The following is a 20,674-nucleotide window of genomic DNA, read 5'->3' on the forward strand; positions in this document are numbered from 1 at the left end:
AGCGTTTGATGCTATATTTTGAGTTATCGAGACCGAAGCCTCGGGCACTCCATCAAACGCCCACACTTATCGACTGTTGATTGTTAAAGAATTCTGCGCCTTTCAGCGGCTCTGCATTCCGGCCAACCCGGCGACGAAGCGTTGTGTTCGTCAGCAGCAGAGGAGCGAGATTATCTGGTGTTTCGTGATTCTCGTCAACCCCTCCTTTACTTCTTTGTTCAGCGCGCTACTACCGCGCTTCACTCTGTCGCTCGCTTCGTTTTGCATTGAATCGTTGCGACAGGGACAGAATTATAGCCAGCTGAAATCCGTTCCGCAAGCATCACTTTCAGTGCATTTAAGACGGTGACGAATGGTAATGCGGCGCTAGCGGGAGCACGGATGGGCGATGTCCAGTTTCGGGTTATAGACGGCCGTGCTGATGTTCAGCATTCCCAGCACCGTGTGGAACACATTATCGTGCGAGAACGCCTGATCGGCCCGGGCCGCCAGGCAGTTGTTATCGATGTGGAAGCGCTCCCGGTAGCCCGCGGACAGCCACGTCATCATCGGCACGCTGCGCTGCTCCGACGGCGAGAACATATAAGGCGCGCCGTGCAGGTACATATTCTTTTCACCCAGCGATTCGCCGTGATCGGAGAAATACAGCAGCGACGTATCGACGCCGCTATCGGTGGCGACCGTGCGCAGCAGGTCGATCGTCTTGCTCAGAAAGTAATCGGTATAAAGGATGGTGTTGTCGTAGGCCGCCACGATGGATTCGCGTGAACACTGTTCCAGCTCATTCGTCTGGCAGACCGGGCCGAACTTGCCGAAGCCGGCCGGATAGCGTTTCCAGTACGCCGGGCCATGGCTGCCCTTCTGGTGCAGCACGATCACCAGATCCTTTTTGCTGTCGCGGATCATCTCCGGCAGGCCGCGCAGCAGCCGCTCGTCGTAGCATTCCTCGCCATCGCACAGGGGATCGCCAGCGACTGCCTTCGACATATCCTCGAAACGGACGCGGTCGCAGGTGCCCTTGCAGCCGGAGTTATTGTCGCGCCACAGCACATCGAGACCGGCGTGCTTCAGCACATCGAGCAGGCCTTCCTGGCGGCCGGCATCGTCGGCAGTGTAGTTGTCGCGCCCCAGGTTGGAGAACAGGCAGGGGACCGAGATGGCCGTCGCCGTGCCGCAGGAGCTGACATTGCGGAAGTTGATCAGCCCCTGCTGCTTCGACAGCAGAGGGTTGGTCGGCCGTGCGTAGCCGTTCAGCGAGAAATTCATCGCCCGGGCCGTTTCGCCCACGACGATCACCGTCACCGTCCGGCGTGCCGGGGTCGCAGCCCACTTGGTGCCCTTGCCGGCATCCGTGCCGAGCGCGGCCAGCACGGTGGGCTGCGCCCACTTGCGCTTCAGGTAGCCGTGCGTGGCCTGGAACATATTGGTGGGCGTCAGCAGGAAGCGCAGTTCCCGGTGCTCGCGCACGGCCGGGGCCAGCGTCTTGAACAGCAGGATCAGCAGCGCGACGACCGCCAGCAGCGACAGGGCCACGGTGCCCGCCTTGACCAGCAGGTCGCGCCGGATCGGCGGAAACCGCAGCGGCAGCCACCACACCAGCAGCGAGGGCAGCACGCCCAGCAGCGTTACCGTGCGCACCATGTCCCAGCTCAGCAGCTCGTGGGCTTCGCGCGGATCCGTCTCCACCACGTTCTGCACCATCGCCGCATCGATCACCACGCCGTACTGGTTCATGAAGTAGCTGGCCGCCGAGGCGCACAGGAACAGCGCGATCAGCACCGGCTTGATGACGAAGCGGAAGTTGACCAGCGTGAGGATGGCGTTGAACAGCAATACCAGCGCGACGAACGCGCCCAGGTAGACCGGCAGGTTGCCCAGCTGCGCGCCGCCCGTGGCGGAGACGAACGTCTTCCAGAAGTTGAGGTTGTAGGCCAGCACCAGGAAGGCGGAGGCGCCCAGTGTCAGCAGGGGGGCACTGATGCGAGGCAATCGCGTGATGTTCACTATGGGACTCCGGTATCGAAGTCCCAAAGATACTCATGTGCAAGTGAAATCCACGTCAACCATGGGTTAAGGACGGGTTAATACTGTCGAGCACACCGATCCTTCAGTGGTCGGGCCGTTCGGGCGATGCGGGAAACCGGATCTCGATGCAGCTGCCGCCCTGCCCTTCATGCAGCACCAGCGTGGCACCGAGGTGGGCGCAGATGCGCTGCACGATGCCGAGGCCGAGGCCGGTGCCGGACGAGCCCCGCGCATCGGCCGGGATCGGCTCGTTGCGCAGCCGGGCCTGGGCTGCCGGCGGCAGGCCCGGACCGCTGTCGCGCACGATCACGCTGCGCCCCCGCAACGTGACTTCGACGATGCCCCGCTCCGTGTACTGGCAGCCATTGCGGATCAGGTTGCCGATGGCGGACATCACCAGCTCGCGCACGCCGTACACCAGGAAGTCCTCGCCGCCGCCAAAACGCAGCTCGACCGGCCGGTTGACGACCAGCGGCTGGCAGCGCTCCACTTCCTCGCGGGCCAGCGCGGCCGCCGGCATCGTGGTCCATTCCAGCTGCTCCGGCGAACGGGCCAGCCGCAGCAGCATGCCGGTCACATTGCTGGCATCGCGCGCGGCGCGGTAGATGCGTTCGGCCGGCGCATGCAGCACTGCTTCATGCTTCGTCTGCGCCATCAGCACTTCGGCCGCGCCGGCAATCACCGTGAGCGGCGTGCGCAGCTCGTGGCTCACGTCGCCCGTGAAGAAGCGCTCGCGGTCGAGGAACTGCTTCAGTTCCGCCGTGTGGCCGGCGATCGTGCGGGACAGCAGGCCCAGTTCGTCGCCCCGTTCCTGCAGCGGCAGCTCCGGCGCTCGCTCGTCCACCGCCCGCGCCAGTTCGACGATGGGATTGACGATGCGGTTGCCCAGGAAGCGGCCGAGGATCACGGCAAAGCCCATGAAGCCGAGGAAGGCCACCGCGAACATCGAGTACACCACCAGTTCGATTTTTTCATACGCGCTGTCGTGGTCGACGACGGCAAACTCGCCGCCCGCATTGCGGCCCTTCAGCACATGCAGGTCGACGCCGTCGATCGTCACTTCTTCCACGCCGTCCGGCAGGCTGCGCAGCGAACGGGGAATGCCTTCGCCCTGGTGGTAGCTGAGGCCTGCCGGCATCTCGACCGGCAGTCCGCCGGCAAAGCGCGGCCCGGCCCATTCGGCCACTTCCTCCAGCCGTTCGTCGACCAGGCGCACCTCGATGCCTTCCACGGCCAGCGCGGCGACGACGGCGAACAGGATCACCGAGACGCCGGCAAACGTCAGGTAGGCCACGGTGATGCGGCGGCGCAGCGAGTCGCCGGAGCCGGGCGCGCCGGCAGTCTCCTTACTCATTCTGCCGCTCTTCCTTGCCCTCTTCCTTGTCCACCAGCTTGTAGCCGATCTTGGCGATCGTGCGCAGCATCGGGAACGGGAACGGCTTGTCGAGCACCTGGCGCAGCGCATGGATATGCACGCGCAGCGCATCGCTGTCGGGCGGTTCGTCGCCCCAGATCTCGTGTTCGACCTGGCGGCGCGACACCACCTTCGGTGCCTCGCGCATCAGCACGCGCAGGATCGTGTAGCCCGTTTTGGTGAGGGACAAGGTGCGGCCGGCGCGCTTCACCTGGAACTGCTCGGTATCGAACGTGAGCTCGCCCACCGACAGCACGGCGCTGCCGGCATGGCCGCCCCGCGCGCGCCGTACCAGCGCCTTCAGGCGCACTTCCAGTTCCACCAGCGAGAACGGCTTGACGAGGTAGTCGTCGGCGCCACTATCGAAGCCGGCCACCTTGTCTTCCAGCGTGTCGCGGGCCGTCAGCATCAGCACCGGCGTATCCTTGTGCAGCTCGCCGCGCAGCTTCTGGCACAGCTCCAGGCCGTTCAGGCCGGGCAGCATCACGTCCAGCACGACCGCGTCGTAATCGCCCTGGGCGGCCAGCGCCAGCCCCCCGTAGCCATTGGCGGCGGAATCGAGCAGGTAACCCTTCGGCTCCAGGAAACCGTACAGGTTGGCGACAATGTCGGGATTGTCTTCGATGATGAGGAGGCGCATCCCGACATTATAATTCGCGCTTTCATTTGCCAACTTCTTCCATGAACCTGCCTGTCATCGCTCCCGTGCACGACGCCGATCTCGCCGCCCGCCTGGCGCACGCCATCGACACCAAGACCAAGCCGCCCGGCAGCCTGGGCATGCTGGAAACGCTGGCGCGCCAGGCCGGCCTGGTGCAGCGCACGACGCAGCCGCAGGTGACGGCGCCGGCCATCCTCGTCTTCGCCGGCGACCATGGCGTGGTGGCCGAAGGCATTTCCGCCTTCCCGCAGGACGTGACGTGGCAGATGGTGGAGAACTTCCTGGCCGGCGGTGCCGCGATCAATGTCTTCGCCCGGCAGAACGGCGCCGCGCTGCAGGTGGTCGATGCCGGCGTGGCCCACGATTTCGGGCCGCGCGACGGCCTGCTCGACCGCAAGGTGGCCCACGGCACCCGCAACTTTGCCGTGGAACCGGCCATGACGGCCGAGCAGTGCGCGCAGGCGCTGGCCCATGGCATGGCCCTGGTCGACGCCCTGCCCGGCAATGTGGTCGGTTTCGGCGAGATGGGCATCGGGAATACCACGGCCGCCGCGGCGCTGATGCACAAGCTGACGGGCATCCCGGCCGCCGATTGCGTGGGGGCCGGCACCGGCCTGCCACCGGAAGGCGTGCTGCACAAGGGACGCGTGATCGCGGCGGCCGCGGCGCGCCATGCGCACGTCTCCGACCCTCTAAACGTGCTGGCCACCTTCGGGGGCTTCGAGATCGCCATGATGACCGGGGCGATGCTGAAGGCGGCGGAACGGCGCATGGTGCTGCTGATCGACGGCTTCATCGTCTCCAGCGCGCTGCTGGTGGCGGCGCGGCTGCAGCCGGCGATCCTCGACTACTGCGTGTTCTCGCACTGCTCGAACGAAAACGGCCACCGCCAGCTGCTCGAAGCACTGGGCGGCACGCCGCTGCTGAACCTGGGCCTGCGGCTCGGGGAAGGCACCGGCAGCGCGCTGGCCCTGCCGCTGCTGCAGGCGGCCGTGAACTTCCTGGACCAGATGGCCACGTTCGGCTCGGCCAACGTGAGCGGCCAGGCAGGCTGACGATGCAGCAGTTGCGGCTGTTCTTCATCGCGCTGCAGTTCTTCACGCGCCTGCCCATCCCCGGCTGGGTGGGCTTCCAGCCGCACTGGTTGCACCACGCGTCGCGCTACTTCCCGCTCGTCGGCCTGGTGGTCGCGGCGATTGTCGCCGGCGTGTACTGGTGCGCGGCGCTGGTGCTGCCGCCCGCCGTGACGGTATTGCTGTCCACCGCAGCAGGCATCTACGCCACCGGCGCCTTCCATGAAGACGGCTTTGCCGACACCTGCGACGGTCTGGGGGGCGGCATGACGCGCGAGCGAGCGCTGGAGATCATGAAGGATTCGCGCATCGGCGCGTATGGTGCGATCGGAATGGTGCTGCTGCTGGCCGTGAAGTGCGCCGCGCTGGCCCACTTGCCGCCGCTGGCGACGGTGGGCGCGCTGCTCGTCGCCCATCCGCTCTCGCGCCTGATGGCGGCGAGCCTGATCTGGCGCATGGATTACGCGCGGGCGGAAGGCAAAGCGAAACCGATGGCGCAACAGATGACGGGCGCCGAATTCGCCATCGCCGCGGCCTGCTGCCTGCCGCCCCTGCTGCTGGCCTGCTGGCTCGGCTGGCTGGCCTGGTCCGCCATCGCCATCGGCCTGCTGGCCATGCTGCTGGCCACCTGGTGGTGCGCCCGCAAGTTCCAGGTGCGCCTGGGCGGCTACACGGGCGACTGCCTGGGCGCCGTGCAGCAGCTCGCCGAAGCCGTGTTTTATCTGGGCGTGCTGTGTCGCTGGAACTGATCCGTGGAGCTGATCCGATGGAACTGGTCCTGATACGCCATCCACGCCCCGTGGCCACCGATGGCCTCTGCTACGGGCGCAGCGACCTGCCGGCCGACCCGGCCGAGCTGGCGCGCGTGCACGCGGCGTTGCTGGCGGCCGGCCTGCCCGGCGATGCCCCCGTCTTTGCCAGCCCCTTGCGCCGCTGTGCGGAACTGGCGCGCAGGCTGTCGCCCGACGTGTGCTTCGATGCGGACCTCGCCGAGATGGACTTCGGCAGCTGGGAAGGACGCAGCTGGAACGACATCCCGCGCACCGAAGTGGATGCCTGGGCCGCCGACCTGCTGCACTACCGGCCCGGCGGCGGCGAGAACGTGCTGGCCGTGGCGCACCGCGTGGCCGCGGCGCTGGATCGCATCCGTACCATGGCACCCGCGCGCGCCGTGGTGATCTGCCATGCAGGCACCATCCGCCTGCTGGCCACGCTGGCGGGCGGCCAGCCGCTGGAAGGGGCCGCGCTCGCTGCCGCATCGGCGCCCCACCGCATCGGCTACGGCGAGGTGGTCCGCCTGACCGTGGCTGCGGAACCGGGCTAATCGCACTATAATGGCGCGGTTTGGTGCCCGCGTTCGAGTCCTCGAGCGCAGTTAAACGGGAAATACGGCGCTCGCCACAGAGCCAACGTATGCTGCCCCCGCAACGGTAAGCTGGCCGCCGCGCACGAGTTTCAAGCTCGCTGCGCGGCAGCTGTCCGCAACACCACTGTGCAATCGCATGGGAAGGTACGGACAGTCATGCCAGCCAGCCCGGATACCGGCCAGACAGGTGGAAGCGCGCCGAGGGGCGCGCTTCTGTTCCATCCGGCCTGCGGGGACGTTGGCCGGTTGCCCCTATAGACAAGATCGATCATGACCTCTCCCGTAGCACTGCAGGCGGCCCGCAAGCCGCTGGCGGTTTCCATTTCGCTGGCACTTTCGTTTGCCGTTTTCGCCCCTGCCGCATTCGCCCAGGCTTCCAGCGTTGGCGCCGTCGCGGCGCCCAATGCCGACACCGTCATCGTCACCGCCGGCCGCACGCCGCAGCTGGCGCGCGACGTGATCAGCGATACCACCGTCATCACGGCCGAGGAAATCGCCCGTTCCGGCGCCGGCTCCATCACTGAACTGCTGCAGCGCCAGCGCGGCATCGAAGTGGCCCGCAACGGCGGCCCCGGCACCAACGCGTCCGTATTCATCCGCGGCGCCAACAGCAACCAGAACATCGTGCTCGTCGATGGCGTGCGCATCGGCTCGGCCACCACCGGCACGGCCAGCTGGAACGCGATTCCCCTGTCCGCCATCGACCGCATCGAGATCGTCTACGGCCCGCTGTCCACGCTGTACGGCGCGGATGCCATCGGCGGCGTGATCCAGCTGTTCACGAAAAAGGGTGCCGGCGCACCGGCCGTCACGGCCACCGTGGGCGGCGGCAGCGACAAGACCTACAAGGCCGATGCCGGCGTGTCCGGCGGCACCGACAAGATCAGCTACGCCCTCGCGGCCGGCAAGGAACGCTCGGACGGCTTCTCGGCCACCCGCAAGGGCACGTCCAGCTTCAACCCGGACGACGATGGCTACGACCGCAAGACGGCATCGGGCAAGTTCTCGCTGCAGGTCCTGCCCGGCCATGAACTGGGCGCCACGTTCCTGTACAGCGACCTGACGGCCGACTACGACAGCGCCAACTTCGCTGCCTACAGCACGCAGACCCTCAGCACGGTCGCAGCCTACAGCCGCAACGAGATCCTGCCCAACTGGACCAGCCTGGTGCAGGTCGCCCAGTCGCGCGACAAGTCCGGCTCCGTGTACGGCATCGGCGCCTTCGGCTTCAGCCAGATCAATACGAAGCAGGACCTGTACTCGTGGCAGAACGATTTCCGCATCGGCGACGACAACCTGCAGGTGCTGGGCGAATACCGGCACGAGGAAGTGGCATCGAACAACGCGGACATCGCGCGCGAACGCCACACCAAGTCCATCGCCGCCACCTACAGCGCCAGGCGCGGCAACCACCTGCTCAACGTGGGCGCGCGCTACGACGACAATTCCGACTACGGTTCGAAGAACACCGGTTCGGTGGGCTACGCCTACCGCATCACGCCGGCGCTGACCGCCAGCGCCAGCTTCGGCACCAGCTTCCGCGCACCGACCTACAACGAGCTGTATTACTCGGGCTACGGCAATCCGGCGAACCGTCCGGAAGAAGGCCGCAACGCAGAAGCGGCCGTGCGCTACGACGATGGCAAGACGCAGCTGGGCGCCGTCTACTTCCACAACAAGCTGACGGACCTGCTGCTCAACACGACGCCCTGCCCGTTCCCGAGCGACGCGAAGAACAACTACCAGTACGGCTGCGCGTACAACGTCAACCATGCGCTGCTGGAAGGCCTGTCGCTGTCCGCCGCGCACCAGCTGGGCGCACTGCTGCTCGGCGCCAGCGCCGACTTCCAGCAGCCGAAGGATGAAACCACCGGCAAGCTGCTGCAGCGCCGCGCCAAGCGTCACGCCAGCCTGACGGCGGAATACGGCATGGGCCCGCTGACGGCCGGCGCCGAGTGGCAGCTGTCCTCCAGCCGCTTCGACGACGCGGCCAACCGCAACACGCTGGCCGGCTATGGCGTAGTGAACCTGTACGGCACCTACCGCCTGGCGCCCGACTGGTCGGTGCTGCTGCGCGTGAACAACGTGGCGGACAAGAACTACGAACTGGCGCGCTATTACCAGACCGGCGGCCGCACGGCCTTCGCCAGCCTGCGCTACGGTTTCAAGTAATCCCGTCATGAAGTCACGGTAGACTCCGAAGCTGCCGGGCGCACATGCGTCCGGCGCTTCTTCGCTCCTTCGCTTCTTCGCTAAGCAGACCATGCATCCAATTTCCGCCCGCCTGCGCCACCGCGCCGGCATCGTCTGCACCGGCCTGCTGCTGGTGTCGATCGCCAGCCTGCTGATTGCCGGCCTGACGGGCTCCGTGGCCATTCCCCTCGCCGACCTGCCCGGCGCCCTGCACGAATTGTTCGACGGCCGCCCCGAAACGCTGGCGGCCACCCTGCTCGACCTGCGCGCCAGCCGCGCCCTTACCGCCTTCGTCACCGGCGCCACGCTGTCGCTGGCCGGCGTGATGATGCAGACTCTTTTACGTAATCCCCTCGCCGATCCCTATGTGCTCGGCATCTCCGCCGGTTCCGCCGTGGGCGCGCTGACCGCGCTGATGTTCATGTGCGCCGCCTGGATGGTGGACGTGGCCGCCTTTGCCGGCGCCGTCGTCGTCTCGATGCTGCTGTACTGGCTGGCCCGGCGCGACATGCGCGGCGGCAGTGCGGCCGAAGGCGGCACCGCCCTCCTGCTATTGACGGGCACGATCCTGTCATCCGCCTGCGTGGCGCTGATCACGCTGATGCTGTCCATCGCGCCGGAAAGCCGGCTGCGCAGCATGGTGTTCTGGATGATCGGCGACCTGTCCGGCGCGCCGCTGCGCTGGCTGCCGTGGCTCGTGCTGCTGGCCGGTCTCGTCTTCGCGCTGCGCGCCGCCCGCGCCATGAACGTGCTGGCCCTGCATGCGGAAGCGGCCAGCACGCTGGGCATCCGCGTCGGCCCGCTGCGCAAGGGCCTGTTCTTCTGTTCCGGCCTGCTGACCGCCGGCGCCGTCAGCACGGCCGGCAGCATCGGTTTTGTCGGCCTGATCGTGCCGCACGCCTGCCGCTTCGCGTTCGGTCCCGACCACCGCGTGCTGATCCCGGCCGCCACGCTGGCCGGCGGCGCCTACCTGGTGCTGGCCGACACGCTGGCACGCACCGTGATCGCGCCGCAGCAGCTGCCGGTGGGCGTCGTCACGGCGCTGATCGGCACGCCCGTGTTCCTGTACCAGCTGCACCGTCTGAGGAAATCATGATCGCGGCCAGACAACTCAAGCTGAACATCGGTCCCCGCGTGCTGGCCGAGGATCTCGACTGGCAGGTGGGTGCCGGCGAATGCTGGAGCATCATCGGCCGCAACGGCGCCGGCAAGAGCACGCTGCTGCGCACGCTGGCCGGCATGCGCGCCCCCGATGGCGGCAGCGTGCTGCTGCAGGACCGCCCGCTGGCCGACTGGCCACTGGAAGCGCTGGCCCGCGAACGCGCCTACCTGGCGCAGTCGCGTTCCGATGCCTTTGCCTACACCGTCATCGAAACCGTGCTGTCCGCGCGCCACCCGTATCACGACAAGCGCTACTGGGAAGACAGCGACGACCACCGGATCGCGCTGCAGTCGCTGGCCGCCATGGAGGTCGACGATCTGGCCGACCGCGACGTGCGCACGCTGTCCGGCGGCGAACGCCAGCGGGTGGCCATCGCTGCCCTGCTGGCCCAGGACACGCCGCTGCTGCTGCTCGACGAGCCGGCCAATGCGCTGGACCTGGCGCACCAGGTGAGCGTGATGGGCCTGCTCGCCAAGCTGTGCCGCGAGCGCGGCAAGACCATCGTGATGGTGGGCCATGACCTGAACCTGGCCTGGAGCATCTCGTCCCATGCGCTGCTGCTGATGGGCGACGGCCGCTGGCTGGCCGGCCCCCGTGACGACGTGATGCAGGCGGCCATCCTGAGCGACTACCTGCACCACCCCATCGAAACCGTGCGCCACGGCGCACGCACCCTTTTCATTCCTACCGAGGCATCCCAATGAGCACCCAGGACGACAGCGCCGCACTGAACGAACGCCACCGCGTGCGCATGGAGCGCAAGAAGGCCATCATCGACGCGAAGATCGCCGCCGCCGACAAGCAGATCGGCATCATCATCGTCAACACGGGCAACGGCAAGGGCAAGAGCTCGAGCGGCTTCGGCATGGCGATCCGCGCGCTGGGCCATGGCATGAAGGTGGGCGTGGTCCAGTTCATCAAGGGCGCCATGGCCACCGGCGAGGAGCAGTTCCTGCGCCGCTTCCCCGACGAAGTGAGCTTCCACGCGATGGGCGAAGGCTATACCTGGGAAACCCAGGACCGCGAGCGCGACATCGTCAAGGCCGGCGAGGCCTGGCAGCAGGCCAAACGCTTCCTGAGCGATCCGGCCATCGGCATGGTGGTGCTCGATGAACTGAACATTGCACTGAAGTACCGCTACATCGATATCGAGACGGTGATCGCGGACCTGCTGGAGCGCCCGGCGATGCAGCACGTGGTGATCACGGGCCGCGGCGCGCCGGCGGAGCTGATCGAGATCGCCGACACGGTGACCGAGATGAACGTGGTCAAGCACGCGTTCAAGGCCGGCATCGGCGCGCAAGCGGGCACGGAGTGGTGATGGCTGCGCGCGCCGTGCTGATTGCCGCCGTGGCGTCCGGCCAGGGCAAGACGACCGTCACGGCCGCCCTGGCGCGCAAGCTCGTGAAGGCGGGCCGGCGCGTGCGCGTGTTCAAGTGCGGGCCCGACTTCATCGACCCGATGCTGCTGGAACGGGCCAGCGGCGCGCCCGTGGAATCGCTGGACCTGTGGATGGTGGGCCGCGAGCGCTGCCACCGCCTGCTGGCCCAGGCCGCGCAGGAAGCGGACGAGATACTGATCGAAGGCGTGATGGGCCTGTACGACGGCACGCCATCCGCCGCCGACCTGGCGCGCGAATTCGGCGTGCCCGTGCTGGCCGTGATCGATGCGGGCGCGATGGCGCAGACGGCCGGCGCGCTGGTGCACGGCCTGCGCGACTACGGCCCCGTGGCGATGGCCGGCGTGATCGCCAACCGGGTCGGCAGCGCCAATCACGCGGCGATGGTGAAGACCTCGCTGCGCGACATCCCCCTGTTTGCCACGCTGCCGAAGCAGGGCCGCTCGCTGCCGGAACGGCACCTGGGCCTGGTGCTGCCGGATGAGGTGAGCGGGGTCGACGCGATTCTCGACGAACTGGCCGAGCAGCTGGTGCTGGACCAGGAAGCCTGGGACGCACTGCCGCCGGTGGCCTTCGAGCCGCCCGCCCCTGCAGACGCGCTGCCGCCTGCGCTGGCCGGCAAGACCGTCGCCATCGCGCGCGACGAGGCGTTCGTGTTCGTCTATCCCGCCAACCTGGCGGTACTGCGGGCGCTGGGTGCCGAGGTGGTGTATTTCGCGCCGCTGGCCAACGAGCCGGTGCCTGCCGAGGCGGATGCCGTCTACCTGCCCGGCGGCTATCCGGAACTGCATGCGCCCGCGCTGGCAAAAGCAGATGCATGGCGCGCTTCGATCCGCGCGGCGCATGCTGCCGGCGTGCCCATCGTCGCGGAATGCGGCGGCATGATGGCGCTGGCCGCCACGCTGGACGATGGCGCCGGTGCCTGGCCGATGGCCGGCCTGCTGCCGGGCGGCGTCACGGTGCAGAAGCGGCTGGCGGGCCTGGGGCCGCAGGCACTGACGACGGCGCACGGCATCCTGCGCGGCCACACCTTCCACTATTCGCGGCTGGAGACCGATGCGCCGGTGTCGTCGTACACGGCGAAGAATCCGTCCGGCGTGCAGGGCGAGGCGGTGTACCGCATCGGTTCGCTCACGGCCTCGTACTTCCACGGCTATTTCCCGTCCAATCCGGCCGCGGTGGCAGGCATGTTCTCGCGGCCCGCCCCATGACGCGCACGCTGGTGCTGGGTGGCGCCCGCTCCGGCAAGAGCGCCCATGCGGAGCGGCTGGCGCGGCAGTCCGGCAAGGACGTCGTGTACATCGCCACTGCCGGTGCCGGCGATGCCGAGATGGCGCACCGTATCGCCCTGCACCGGGCCGACCGGCCGGCGCACTGGAGCACCGTCGAGGAGCCGCTTGCGCTGGCCGGCGTGCTGGCGGCCTGGCGCGCGCCGCACCGGCTGGTACTGGTCGACTGCCTCACGCTGTGGCTCAGCAACCTGCTGTTCGCCGGCGGCACGCAGTATCCCGACGTCGGCACCATCGAACTGCCAGCGCGCTTTCATGACGAACGCGCCGCATTGCTGGCGCAGCTGGCCAATGACGTGGGCGACGTGGTGTTGGTGTCGAACGAAGTGGGCATGGGCATCGTGCCGTATGGCGCCGTCACCCGCGCGTTTGCCGATGAAGCGGGCCGCCTGAACCAGGCGGTGGCGGCGTTGTGCGACAACGTGGTGTTCGTGGCGGCCGGCCTGCCACTCGCCTTGAAAGGCGCCGCATGCTGAGCGGCCTGTCCTGGCCGGCCGTGGCGCTGCTGCTGGCGGCCGGGGTGCTGCTCGACCTGCTGCTGGGCGAGGTGCGGCGCTGGCATCCGCTGGTCGGCTTCGGCAACCTGGCGTATGCGCTCGAGCGGCGGCTGAACCGGGGCGGCTGGCGCATCCCCCGCGGCGCGCTGGCGTGGCTGCTGGCCGTGCTGCCGCTGGTGGCGCTGTCTGTTTTCATGTGTGGGGTGGCCGGCCTGGCCGCGCATGCGGTGCTGCTGTATTTCTGCCTCGGCCTGCGCAGCCTGCGGGACCACAACCTGCCGATCGCCGCCGCGCTGGGAGCGGGCGACCTGGCCACCGCGCGGGAGCTGACGGGCCGCATCGTCAGTCGCGATACATGCGATGCGACGGAGGCCGATCTGGCCAAGGCCAGCGCGGAGTCGCTGCTGGAAAACGGCAACGACGCCGTGTTCGGCACGCTGTTCTGGTTTGCCGTGGCGGGCGGCCCCGGCGCCCTGCTGTTCCGGCTGGCGAACACGCTCGACGCGATGTGGGGCTACCGCAACGAGCGGTTCCTGCAGTTCGGCCGCGTGGCTGCGCGGGGCGACGATGCGCTCAATTTCATCCCGGCGCGGCTGACTGCCCTGTCCTACGTGCTGCTGGCATCGGGCATGGGGGCGAAACGCCGGGCGTGGCGCTGCTGGCGCGAGCAGGCATCGGCCTGGAGCAGCCCGAATGGCGGCCCGGTGATGGCCAGCGGTGCCGGTGCGCTGGGCGTGGCGCTCGGCGGCGCGGCGCGCTATGACGGCGCGATCGAACAGCGTCCGCTGCTGGGCCGCGGTCCTGCCGCCGGCGCCGGCGACATCGTGCGCGCCTGGCGGCTGGTGCTGCACACCACGCTGCTGTGGGTGTTCGTGGCACTGGTGTCCGCCCTTCTCGTCACGGGAGCCACCCATGCCTGAACACGGCGGCAACCTGCGCGATGCGGCGCGCCGGTATGGCGACCAGGACTGGCTCGACCTGTCGGCCGGCCTGAATCCGCACTGGTATCCCGCACCGCCGCTGCCCGGCAATGCGTGGCACCGCTTGCCGGAACCCGATGCGGCATTGACTGCCGCCGCCTGCGCCTATTACGGCGCGCCGGCGCTGCTGGCGGTGGCCGGCACGCAGGCCGCGATCCAGGCGCTGCCGCGCTTGCGGGCGCCGTCGCGCATCGCCGTCTCCGCGCCTTCGTATGCCGAGCACGCGCATCACTGGTCCCTGCATGGACACACGCTGCGCGAAGTGCCGTATGCTGCGCTGGCCGGTGCGGTAGCGGAGAGCGACGTGGTCGTCGTCTGCAATCCCAACAATCCCACCGGCGCCGTTATCCCCCGTGCCGAATTGCTGCAATGGGCCGATGTGCTGGCAGCACGTGGCGGCTGGCTCGTCGTCGACGAAGCGTTCGCGGATGTCGAAGACGCCCACAGCGTGGCGGACCAGGCGGGGCGGCCGGGACTGATCGTGCTCCGCTCGGTCGGCAAGTTCTTTGGCCTGGCCGGACTGCGCCTCGGCTTCGTCGCCGCCGATCACGCGCTGCTGGGGCGGCTGGACGACGAGCTGGGACCGTGGCAGGTGAGCGGTCCCGCGCAACTGGTCGGCAAGGCGGCGCTGCTGGATACGGCCTGGCAGGCGCGCACCCGCGCTGCCTTGCGTGGGCAAGGTGAACGGCTGCACGGGCTGCTGGCGGCGCACGGCATCGCGTCGTCCGGCACGAGCCTGTTCCGCTGGTGGCCGGAGGCCGAAGCCGAAGCCTTTCATGAACACATGGCGCGGCGCGGCATCTGGGTGCGGCTGTTCCGCACCGGTCCGCGCGGCATCCGTCTCGGCCTGCCGCCCGATGAAACATCCTGGCTGCGCCTTGGCGGCGCGCTGGAAGAATGGAGAACACGATGAAGACGATTCTGCTGGTCCCCCTGCTGTGCACGTCCCTGGCCTCGCATGCCGCCGTCACCGTGCGCGACGACGACGGCAAGACCGTCACGCTGGCGCAGCCCGCGCAGCGCATCATCTCGATGGCACCGCACGTGACGGAGCTGCTGTTCGCGGCCGGCGCCGGCAGCAAAATCGTCGGCGCCGTCGACTACAGCGATTATCCGGAGGCGGCGAAGGCCATCACCCGCGTGGGCAGCAACCGCGAGGTGGACCTGGAACGCGTGCTGGCGCTGAAGCCGGACCTGATCGTCGTGTGGCGCCACGGCAGTTCCGAGCGCCAGATCGAGCTGCTGCGCAAGCTGGGCGTGCCGCTGTACCACAGCGAACCCACCAGTCTCGATGCGATTCCCGTGGCCGTCACGTCGATGGGCAAGCTGGCCGGTACCGAACCGGCCGCGGAAGCGGCTGCTGCCGACCTGCGCAAGCGCCTGGCCATGCTGCGCACGAAATATCAGGGTCGCCCGACGGTGCGCGTGTTCTACCAGGTGTGGGACAAGCCGCTGTACACGCTCAACGGCGCGCACATCGTCAGCGATGCGCTGCGCCTGTGCGGTGGCGAGAACATCTTCGCGTCGCAGAAGGTCACGGCGCCCGTCGTGAGCGTGGAGGCGGTGCTGCAGCAGGATCCGGAAGCCGTGTTCAGCACGGCCGAGAAGGAACAGGGCGGCGCCGCCATGTGGAAACAGTATCCGCAGATGAAGGCAACGAAGGGCGACAACCTGTTCACCATCGACGGCCACCTGGTCAACCGCGCCGGCCCGCGCATGATCGCCGGCACCGAGTCGCTGTGCGAAAAGCTCGACCTCGCGCGCCAGCACCGGAAGAACTGACGTGTCCTTTCCTTACACGACGCTCATGGTTCAGGGCACCACGTCCGACGCCGGCAAGACCACGGTGGTGGCCGCGCTGTGCCGGCTGCTGCGCCGCGACGGCGTGTCGGTTGCACCGTTCAAGCCGCAGAACATGGCGCTGAACAGCGCAGTCACAGCCGACGGCGGCGAGATCGGCCGCGCCCAGGCACTGCAGGCGCAGGCTGCCGGCATCGCCGCGCACACGGACATGAATCCGGTGCTGCTGAAACCCTCCAGCGACACCGGTGCCCAGGTGATCATCCACGGCAAGGTGCGCGCCGAGATGAATGCGCGTGACTATCACCAATATAAAACCGTGGCGATGGCCGCCGTGCTGGAATCGCACGCGCGCCTGCTGGAGCAGTATGACGCGGTGATCGTCGAAGGCGCGGGCAGCCCGGCCGAGATCAACCTGCGCGACCGCGACATTGCCAACATGGGTTTCGCCGAAGCGGTGGACTGCCCGGTGGTGCTGGTGGCGGACATCGACCGTGGCGGCGTGTTCGCTCACCTGGTCGGCACGCTGTCCTGCCTGTCGGAGAGCGAGCGGGCGCGGATCGTGGGCTTCGTCATCAACCGTTTTCGCGGCGATATCAAGCTGCTCGAGCCGGGCCTGGACTGGCTCGAACAGCAGACCGGCAAGCCGGTGCTGGCCGTGCTGCCTTATCTGCACGGACTGCTCCTCGATGCGGAGGACGCGGTGCAACCGGCGCAGCAGCAGCGCGGCACGTTCCGCGTCGTGGTGCCCAGCCTGCCGCGCATGAGCAACCACACGGACTTCGATGCGCTGCGCGCCCATCCGGATGTGGACCTGCAGTTCATCCGCGCCGGTCATGCGATGCCGCCGGCCGATCTGGTCATCCTCCCCGGCAGCAAGAACACGCGTGCCGACCTGGCATGGCTGCGCGAACAGGGCTGGCCACAGTACCTGGTGCGCCACCTGCGCTATGGGGGCAAGGTGATCGGCATCTGCGGCGGCTTCCAGATGCTAGGGAATGTCGTGCGCGATCCGCATGGCGTGGAGGGGACGCCGGGCGAATCGGCGGGACTGGGGCTGCTGGACATGGAAACGCAGATGCTGCAGCAGAAGCACCTTCAGCAGGTGAGCGGCAGCTGCCTGTTCGCCGAGGCGCCCGTGACGGGTTACGAAATCCACATGGGCGTGTCGAGCGGGCCGGCGCTGGAGCATCCGGCTTTCATGATCGATGGCCGGCACGAAGGCGCGCGCTCGGCGGATGACCAGGTGCTGGGCACCTACCTGCATGGCGTGTTCGATGCCCCGGGTGCCAATGCCGCGCTGCTGAAGTGGGCCGGCCTGGACACGCGGCAGGTCGTGGACCTGGACGCGCTGCGCGAAGCCAGCCTGGAACGCATCGCCGATGCGACCCGTCCCCTGCTCGATGCGCTGACCGCCTTGCGGTGACGGCGGGCGGGACGGCGGCCCCTGCGGGATTGTGCAACAATCGTGCAACGAGCGTCCTCCCGCCAGCTGCCGTCGTCCACCAATGTCGAGTTCCATCCCCGCCGATCACGGCAACATCAAACGCTATCTGCCGTGGGTCGTGGCAACGGTGTTCTTCATGGAGCAGCTGGACACGACGATCGTCAACACGGCCATCCCCGCGATGGCCATCAGCCTGCAGGTCACCCCACTGAGCCTGAAGGCGGTGGTGATGAGCTATATCCTGAGCCTGGCCGTAGCGATTCCGATTAGCGGCTGGCTGGCGGACCGCTACGGCACACGGCGCGTGTTCATGACGGCCATCGCGATTTTCACGGTGGCCTCGGTACTGTGCGGCCTAGCCGTGAATTCGCCGATGCTGGTGGCGGCGCGGCTGCTGCAGGGCTTCGGGGCAGCGATGATGAAGCCCGTCGGCCGTCTCACGATCGTGCGCACGTTCCCGAAAGCGGAGCTGCTGCGCGCGATGAACTTCGTGATCATCCCCGCGCTGCTGGGTCCCCTGCTCGGGCCGACGGTGGGCGGCCTGATCGTGCACTGGATGAGCTGGCGCGAGATCTTCCTGATCAATGTGCCGATCGGGCTGGCCGCCATCTGGATCGCGCACAAACACCTGCCGGACTACCGCAGCGCCGAACACCGGCCGCTGGACCTGATGGGCTTCATCCTGTTCGGCAGCGGCATTGCCCTGCTGTCCTGGCTGCTGGAGATCTTCGGCGAGCACCGGCTCGACGGCACGTCGTGGGGCGTGCTGTTCGTGATCTCACTGAGCCTGCTCGGTGCCTATGCATGGCATGCGCTGCGCGAACCGCACCCGCTGCTGCAGCTGCGTCTCTTTACGATCCGCACCTTCCGCGTGTCGCTGCTGGGTGGCCTGTTCACGCGGCTGGGCGTGAGCAGCATGCCGTTCCTGCTGCCCCTGTTCTATCAGCTCGGTCTCGGCTATCCGGCCTGGCAGGCGGGCCTGCTGATGATGCCGACGGCGGCGGCGGCCATGTTCATGAAGGTCGTCTCGACGCGGCTGCTGGGGCGCTTCGGCTACCGGCACGTGCTGATCGTGAACACTGTGCTGCTGGGCGTGACGATCGGCCTGTTCGCCTTGGTGGGGCTGGGAACGCCGGTCTGGGCGATCCTCGCCATCGGCCTGTGCCAGGGCTTTTTCAGCTCGCTGCAGTTCTCCAGCGTGAACAGCATCGCCTACGCAGACGTGGAGCAGAAGGATTCCAGCATGGCCAGCACGATGGCCAGCTCGATGCAGCAGCTGTCCGTCAGCTTCGGGCTGGCCTGCGGGTCGCTTGTCACGGCGTGGTACCTGGGCGACCTGCCGCAGACGGACCGCGTGGTGCTGGCCAGCGCGCTGCACCAGGCGTTCCTGACGCTGGCCGCGTTGACGATCCTGTCGTCGCTGTCGTTCTGGACGCTGCGCCGGCATGACGGCGAGAGCCTCAGCCAGGGCACGAAGCGCAAGCGGCCGGCGACGGCGGTGGCCAATGCGGACCAGTCCACGGCGGCATAGAACGGCCAGCCCGGCTTCGCGGTTCGCCCGTTTGTGGAACAATCGCCGGACAGACCGCCAACTTCCAGCCCCATGACCAGCCAAGAGCTCATTACCAAACGCTATCTGCCGTGGGTCGTCGCCACGGCCCTTTTCATGGAGCAGCTCGACTCCACGATCGTCAACACGGCCATCCCCACGATGGCCATCAGCCTGATGGTCACGCCACTGAGCTTGAAGGCCGTTGTTACCAGCTATATCCTCAGCCTGGCCGTGGCGATTCCCGTCAGCGGCTGGATGGCGGACCGCTTCGGCACGCGGCGCGTGTTCATGTCGGCGATCGCGATCTTCACGGTCGCCTCCATCCTGTGCGGTTTGGCGGTGAACGCGCCCATGCTGGTGGCGGCGCGGCTGCTGCAGGGTTTCGGGGCCGCGATGATGATGCCGGTCGGCCGGCTTACCATCGTGCGCACGTTCCCGAAATCGGAACTGCTGGCGGCGATGAACTTCGTGATCATCCCGGCGCTGATCGGCCCCCTGCTCGGACCCACGGTGGGTGGCCTGATCGTGCACTGGCTGTCGTGGCGCGAGATCTTCTTCATCAACGTGCCGGTCGGCCTGGCCGCGATATGGCTGGCGCACAAATACATGCCGGACTACCGCAGCGGCGAGCCGCGGCCACTGGACGTAATGGGACTGATCCTGTTCGGCACCGGTGTGGCGCTGCTGTCATGGCTGCTGGAGATCTTTGGCGAACACCGGCTCGATGCGACGTCATGGGCAGTGCTGTTCGTGATCTCGGTGAGCCTGATCGCCGCCTACTGCTGGCACTCGCTGCGCGAAGATCATCCGTTGCTGCGCCTGACACTGTTCAGGATCCGCACCTTCCGCGTCTCCGTGCTCGGTGGCTTCTTCACGCGCCTGGGTGTCGGCGGCCTGCCCTTCCTGCTGCCGCTGCTGTACCAGCTGGGCCTGGGCCTGCCAGCCTGGCAATCGGGCCTGCTGATGATGCCGTCCGCTGCGGCGGCCATGTTCATGAAGCTGTTCGCCTCGAAGCTCCTGGCGCGCTTCGGCTACCGGCAGGTACTGGTGGTGAACACGGTGCTGATCGGCGTGACCATCGCCATGTTCTCGTTCGTGCAGTTGGGGACACCGATATGGGCCATCGTGCTGCTCTCGCTGGCGCAGGGCCTCTTCAATTCGCTGCAATTCTCCAGCATGAACACGATCGCCTATGCGGACGTGGACCAGAAGGATTCCAGCATGGCCAGCACCCTCGCGAGCTCGATGCAGCAGCTGTCGATGAGCTTCGGGCTAGCCTGCGGCTCGCTGATCACGGCCTGGTACCTGGGCGACATGCCGCAGACGGACCGCGTGGTGCTGGCCAGCGCGCTGCATCATGCCTTCCTGACGCTCGCCGCGCTCACTGTGCTATCAGCGGGAATGTTCTGGACGTTGCGGCGGAACGATGGCGAAAGCATCAGCCGCGGCGACAAGGCCGAGCAGCCGGCGACGGCCGTGGCGACGGCGGGGCAGACGACGGTGCAGTAAAGGCGGTGCGTTCAGGCTGCACTAACCGGAGTGGCCAGCAAGCGGTCAACTGCCATTCTTCCCTGTGCCTTTCCTCTGGCTGCGAACGACGGGTGCCAGCACGCGCATCGCTATCGGCGGGCCAGGCCAGTGGACAATGCCGAGTCCGTGTCAGCTTTCGTGACTGACCCCGAAGTTGACACGGGCTCGGCGCTGAATCGGCCGTGGAAAGCAAAAAACCCCGCCAGATCACTGGCGGGGCTTTTCTAATAACTAGTCTGACGATAACCTACTTTCACACTGGTTGCAGCACTATCATCGGCGCAAA

18 protein-coding genes and 1 riboswitch are annotated in these 20,674 nt (G+C 67.6%); of the genes, 15 read left to right on the forward strand and 3 right to left on the reverse strand.

Going from position 1 to position 20,674, the window contains the following annotated elements:
• Window positions 1-366 precede the first annotated feature (366 nt).
• The 3 genes from IP91_RS25695 to IP91_RS25705 all read right to left on the reverse strand — a co-directional run bounded on the left by IP91_RS25695 (window position 367) and on the right by IP91_RS25705 (window position 4,079).
• On the reverse strand, window positions 367-2,004 hold the full coding sequence (locus IP91_RS25695) for a phosphoethanolamine transferase (RefSeq protein ID WP_229474972.1): 1,638 nt from the start codon (window positions 2,002-2,004) through the stop codon (window positions 367-369).
• Between the two features lie 103 nt (window positions 2,005-2,107).
• Entirely contained in the window at window positions 2,108-3,379 is a 1,272-nt protein-coding gene (locus IP91_RS25700; protein ID WP_145653447.1) for a sensor histidine kinase, read from the reverse strand.
• The gene (locus IP91_RS25705; RefSeq protein ID WP_145653449.1) at window positions 3,372-4,079 is read right to left on the reverse strand and encodes a response regulator transcription factor; all 708 of its coding nucleotides are present in this window, start codon (window positions 4,077-4,079) and stop codon (window positions 3,372-3,374) included. The genes IP91_RS25700 and IP91_RS25705 overlap by 8 nt, the downstream gene beginning before the upstream one ends.
• A gap of 41 nt (window positions 4,080-4,120) precedes the next feature.
• Between IP91_RS25705 and cobT the strand changes: the two genes are divergently transcribed.
• The 15 genes from cobT to IP91_RS25780 all read left to right on the forward strand — a co-directional run bounded on the left by cobT (window position 4,121) and on the right by IP91_RS25780 (window position 20,367).
• Entirely contained in the window at window positions 4,121-5,155 is a 1,035-nt protein-coding gene (gene cobT / locus IP91_RS25710; protein WP_145653451.1) for a nicotinate-nucleotide--dimethylbenzimidazole phosphoribosyltransferase, read from the forward strand.
• A gap of 2 nt (window positions 5,156-5,157) precedes the next feature.
• A complete protein-coding gene (locus IP91_RS25715; RefSeq protein ID WP_145653453.1) occupies window positions 5,158-5,922 on the forward strand; it encodes an adenosylcobinamide-GDP ribazoletransferase in 765 nt (254 codons plus the stop codon).
• Between the two features lie 17 nt (window positions 5,923-5,939).
• Window positions 5,940-6,497 carry a histidine phosphatase family protein gene (locus IP91_RS25720; RefSeq protein ID WP_145653455.1) on the forward strand — a complete coding sequence of 186 codons (558 nt, stop codon included), beginning with the start codon at window positions 5,940-5,942 and terminating at the stop codon, window positions 6,495-6,497.
• 5 nt (window positions 6,498-6,502) lie between these two features.
• Window positions 6,503-6,737: riboswitch (cobalamin riboswitch) on the forward strand.
• A gap of 72 nt (window positions 6,738-6,809) precedes the next feature.
• Complete coding sequence (locus IP91_RS25725) at window positions 6,810-8,711, forward strand: TonB-dependent receptor domain-containing protein (protein WP_145653457.1); 1,902 nt, start codon at window positions 6,810-6,812, stop codon at window positions 8,709-8,711.
• A 91-nt stretch (window positions 8,712-8,802) separates the two neighbouring features.
• Complete coding sequence (locus tag IP91_RS25730; protein ID WP_145653459.1) at window positions 8,803-9,828, forward strand: FecCD family ABC transporter permease; 1,026 nt, start codon at window positions 8,803-8,805, stop codon at window positions 9,826-9,828.
• Window positions 9,825-10,598 (forward strand): ABC transporter ATP-binding protein, encoded by a 774-nt coding sequence (locus IP91_RS25735; RefSeq protein ID WP_145653461.1) that lies wholly within the window; start codon window positions 9,825-9,827, stop codon window positions 10,596-10,598. The genes IP91_RS25730 and IP91_RS25735 overlap by 4 nt, the downstream gene beginning before the upstream one ends.
• A complete protein-coding gene (cobO, locus tag IP91_RS25740) occupies window positions 10,595-11,215 on the forward strand; it encodes a cob(I)yrinic acid a,c-diamide adenosyltransferase (RefSeq protein ID WP_145653463.1) in 621 nt (206 codons plus the stop codon). Before IP91_RS25735 ends, cobO begins: the two co-directional genes overlap by 4 nt.
• Complete coding sequence (locus IP91_RS25745; RefSeq protein WP_145653465.1) at window positions 11,215-12,504, forward strand: cobyrinic acid a,c-diamide synthase CobB; 1,290 nt, start codon at window positions 11,215-11,217, stop codon at window positions 12,502-12,504. The genes cobO and IP91_RS25745 overlap by 1 nt, the downstream gene beginning before the upstream one ends.
• Complete coding sequence (gene cobU, locus IP91_RS25750) at window positions 12,501-13,058, forward strand: bifunctional adenosylcobinamide kinase/adenosylcobinamide-phosphate guanylyltransferase (protein WP_145653467.1); 558 nt, start codon at window positions 12,501-12,503, stop codon at window positions 13,056-13,058. Before IP91_RS25745 ends, cobU begins: the two co-directional genes overlap by 4 nt.
• The gene (locus tag IP91_RS25755; RefSeq protein WP_145653469.1) at window positions 13,052-13,999 is read left to right on the forward strand and encodes a CobD/CbiB family cobalamin biosynthesis protein; all 948 of its coding nucleotides are present in this window, start codon (window positions 13,052-13,054) and stop codon (window positions 13,997-13,999) included. Before cobU ends, IP91_RS25755 begins: the two co-directional genes overlap by 7 nt.
• Window positions 13,992-14,972 (forward strand): threonine-phosphate decarboxylase CobD, encoded by a 981-nt coding sequence (cobD, locus tag IP91_RS25760; RefSeq protein WP_145653471.1) that lies wholly within the window; start codon window positions 13,992-13,994, stop codon window positions 14,970-14,972. The genes IP91_RS25755 and cobD overlap by 8 nt, the downstream gene beginning before the upstream one ends.
• Window positions 14,969-15,841, forward strand: coding sequence for a cobalamin-binding protein (locus IP91_RS25765; protein WP_229474974.1), 873 nt, complete (start codon window positions 14,969-14,971; stop codon window positions 15,839-15,841). The genes cobD and IP91_RS25765 overlap by 4 nt, the downstream gene beginning before the upstream one ends.
• 25 nt (window positions 15,842-15,866) lie before the next feature.
• Window positions 15,867-17,285, forward strand: coding sequence for a cobyric acid synthase (locus IP91_RS25770; RefSeq protein ID WP_145653481.1), 1,419 nt, complete (start codon window positions 15,867-15,869; stop codon window positions 17,283-17,285).
• 82 nt (window positions 17,286-17,367) lie between these two features.
• Window positions 17,368-18,837, forward strand: coding sequence for a DHA2 family efflux MFS transporter permease subunit (locus tag IP91_RS25775; protein ID WP_145653475.1), 1,470 nt, complete (start codon window positions 17,368-17,370; stop codon window positions 18,835-18,837).
• A 72-nt stretch (window positions 18,838-18,909) separates the two neighbouring features.
• Entirely contained in the window at window positions 18,910-20,367 is a 1,458-nt protein-coding gene (locus IP91_RS25780) for a DHA2 family efflux MFS transporter permease subunit (RefSeq protein WP_145653477.1), read from the forward strand.
• Window positions 20,368-20,674: the final 307 nt, after the last annotated feature.

Source organism: Pseudoduganella lurida (assembly GCF_007830455.1).
Lineage (GTDB): Bacteria > Pseudomonadota > Gammaproteobacteria > Burkholderiales > Burkholderiaceae_D > Rugamonas > Rugamonas lurida.

Coding starts and splice junctions, on each gene's coding strand:
- IP91_RS25700 (WP_145653447.1), bottom strand. CDS start 3,379: ATGAGTAAGGAGACTGCCGGCGCGCCCGGCTCCGGCGACTCGCTGCGC.
- IP91_RS25705 (WP_145653449.1), bottom strand. CDS start 4,079: ATGCGCCTCCTCATCATCGAAGACAATCCCGACATTGTCGCCAACCTG.
- cobT (WP_145653451.1), top strand. CDS start 4,121: ATGAACCTGCCTGTCATCGCTCCCGTGCACGACGCCGATCTCGCCGCC.
- IP91_RS25715 (WP_145653453.1), top strand. CDS start 5,158: ATGCAGCAGTTGCGGCTGTTCTTCATCGCGCTGCAGTTCTTCACGCGC.
- IP91_RS25720 (WP_145653455.1), top strand. CDS start 5,940: ATGGAACTGGTCCTGATACGCCATCCACGCCCCGTGGCCACCGATGGC.
- IP91_RS25725 (WP_145653457.1), top strand. CDS start 6,810: ATGACCTCTCCCGTAGCACTGCAGGCGGCCCGCAAGCCGCTGGCGGTT.
- IP91_RS25730 (WP_145653459.1), top strand. CDS start 8,803: ATGCATCCAATTTCCGCCCGCCTGCGCCACCGCGCCGGCATCGTCTGC.
- IP91_RS25735 (WP_145653461.1), top strand. CDS start 9,825: ATGATCGCGGCCAGACAACTCAAGCTGAACATCGGTCCCCGCGTGCTG.
- cobO (WP_145653463.1), top strand. CDS start 10,595: ATGAGCACCCAGGACGACAGCGCCGCACTGAACGAACGCCACCGCGTG.
- IP91_RS25745 (WP_145653465.1), top strand. CDS start 11,215: ATGGCTGCGCGCGCCGTGCTGATTGCCGCCGTGGCGTCCGGCCAGGGC.
- cobU (WP_145653467.1), top strand. CDS start 12,501: ATGACGCGCACGCTGGTGCTGGGTGGCGCCCGCTCCGGCAAGAGCGCC.
- IP91_RS25755 (WP_145653469.1), top strand. CDS start 13,052: ATGCTGAGCGGCCTGTCCTGGCCGGCCGTGGCGCTGCTGCTGGCGGCC.
- cobD (WP_145653471.1), top strand. CDS start 13,992: ATGCCTGAACACGGCGGCAACCTGCGCGATGCGGCGCGCCGGTATGGC.
- IP91_RS25765 (WP_229474974.1), top strand. CDS start 14,969: ATGAAGACGATTCTGCTGGTCCCCCTGCTGTGCACGTCCCTGGCCTCG.
- IP91_RS25770 (WP_145653481.1), top strand. CDS start 15,867: ATGGTTCAGGGCACCACGTCCGACGCCGGCAAGACCACGGTGGTGGCC.
- IP91_RS25775 (WP_145653475.1), top strand. CDS start 17,368: ATGTCGAGTTCCATCCCCGCCGATCACGGCAACATCAAACGCTATCTG.
- IP91_RS25780 (WP_145653477.1), top strand. CDS start 18,910: ATGACCAGCCAAGAGCTCATTACCAAACGCTATCTGCCGTGGGTCGTC.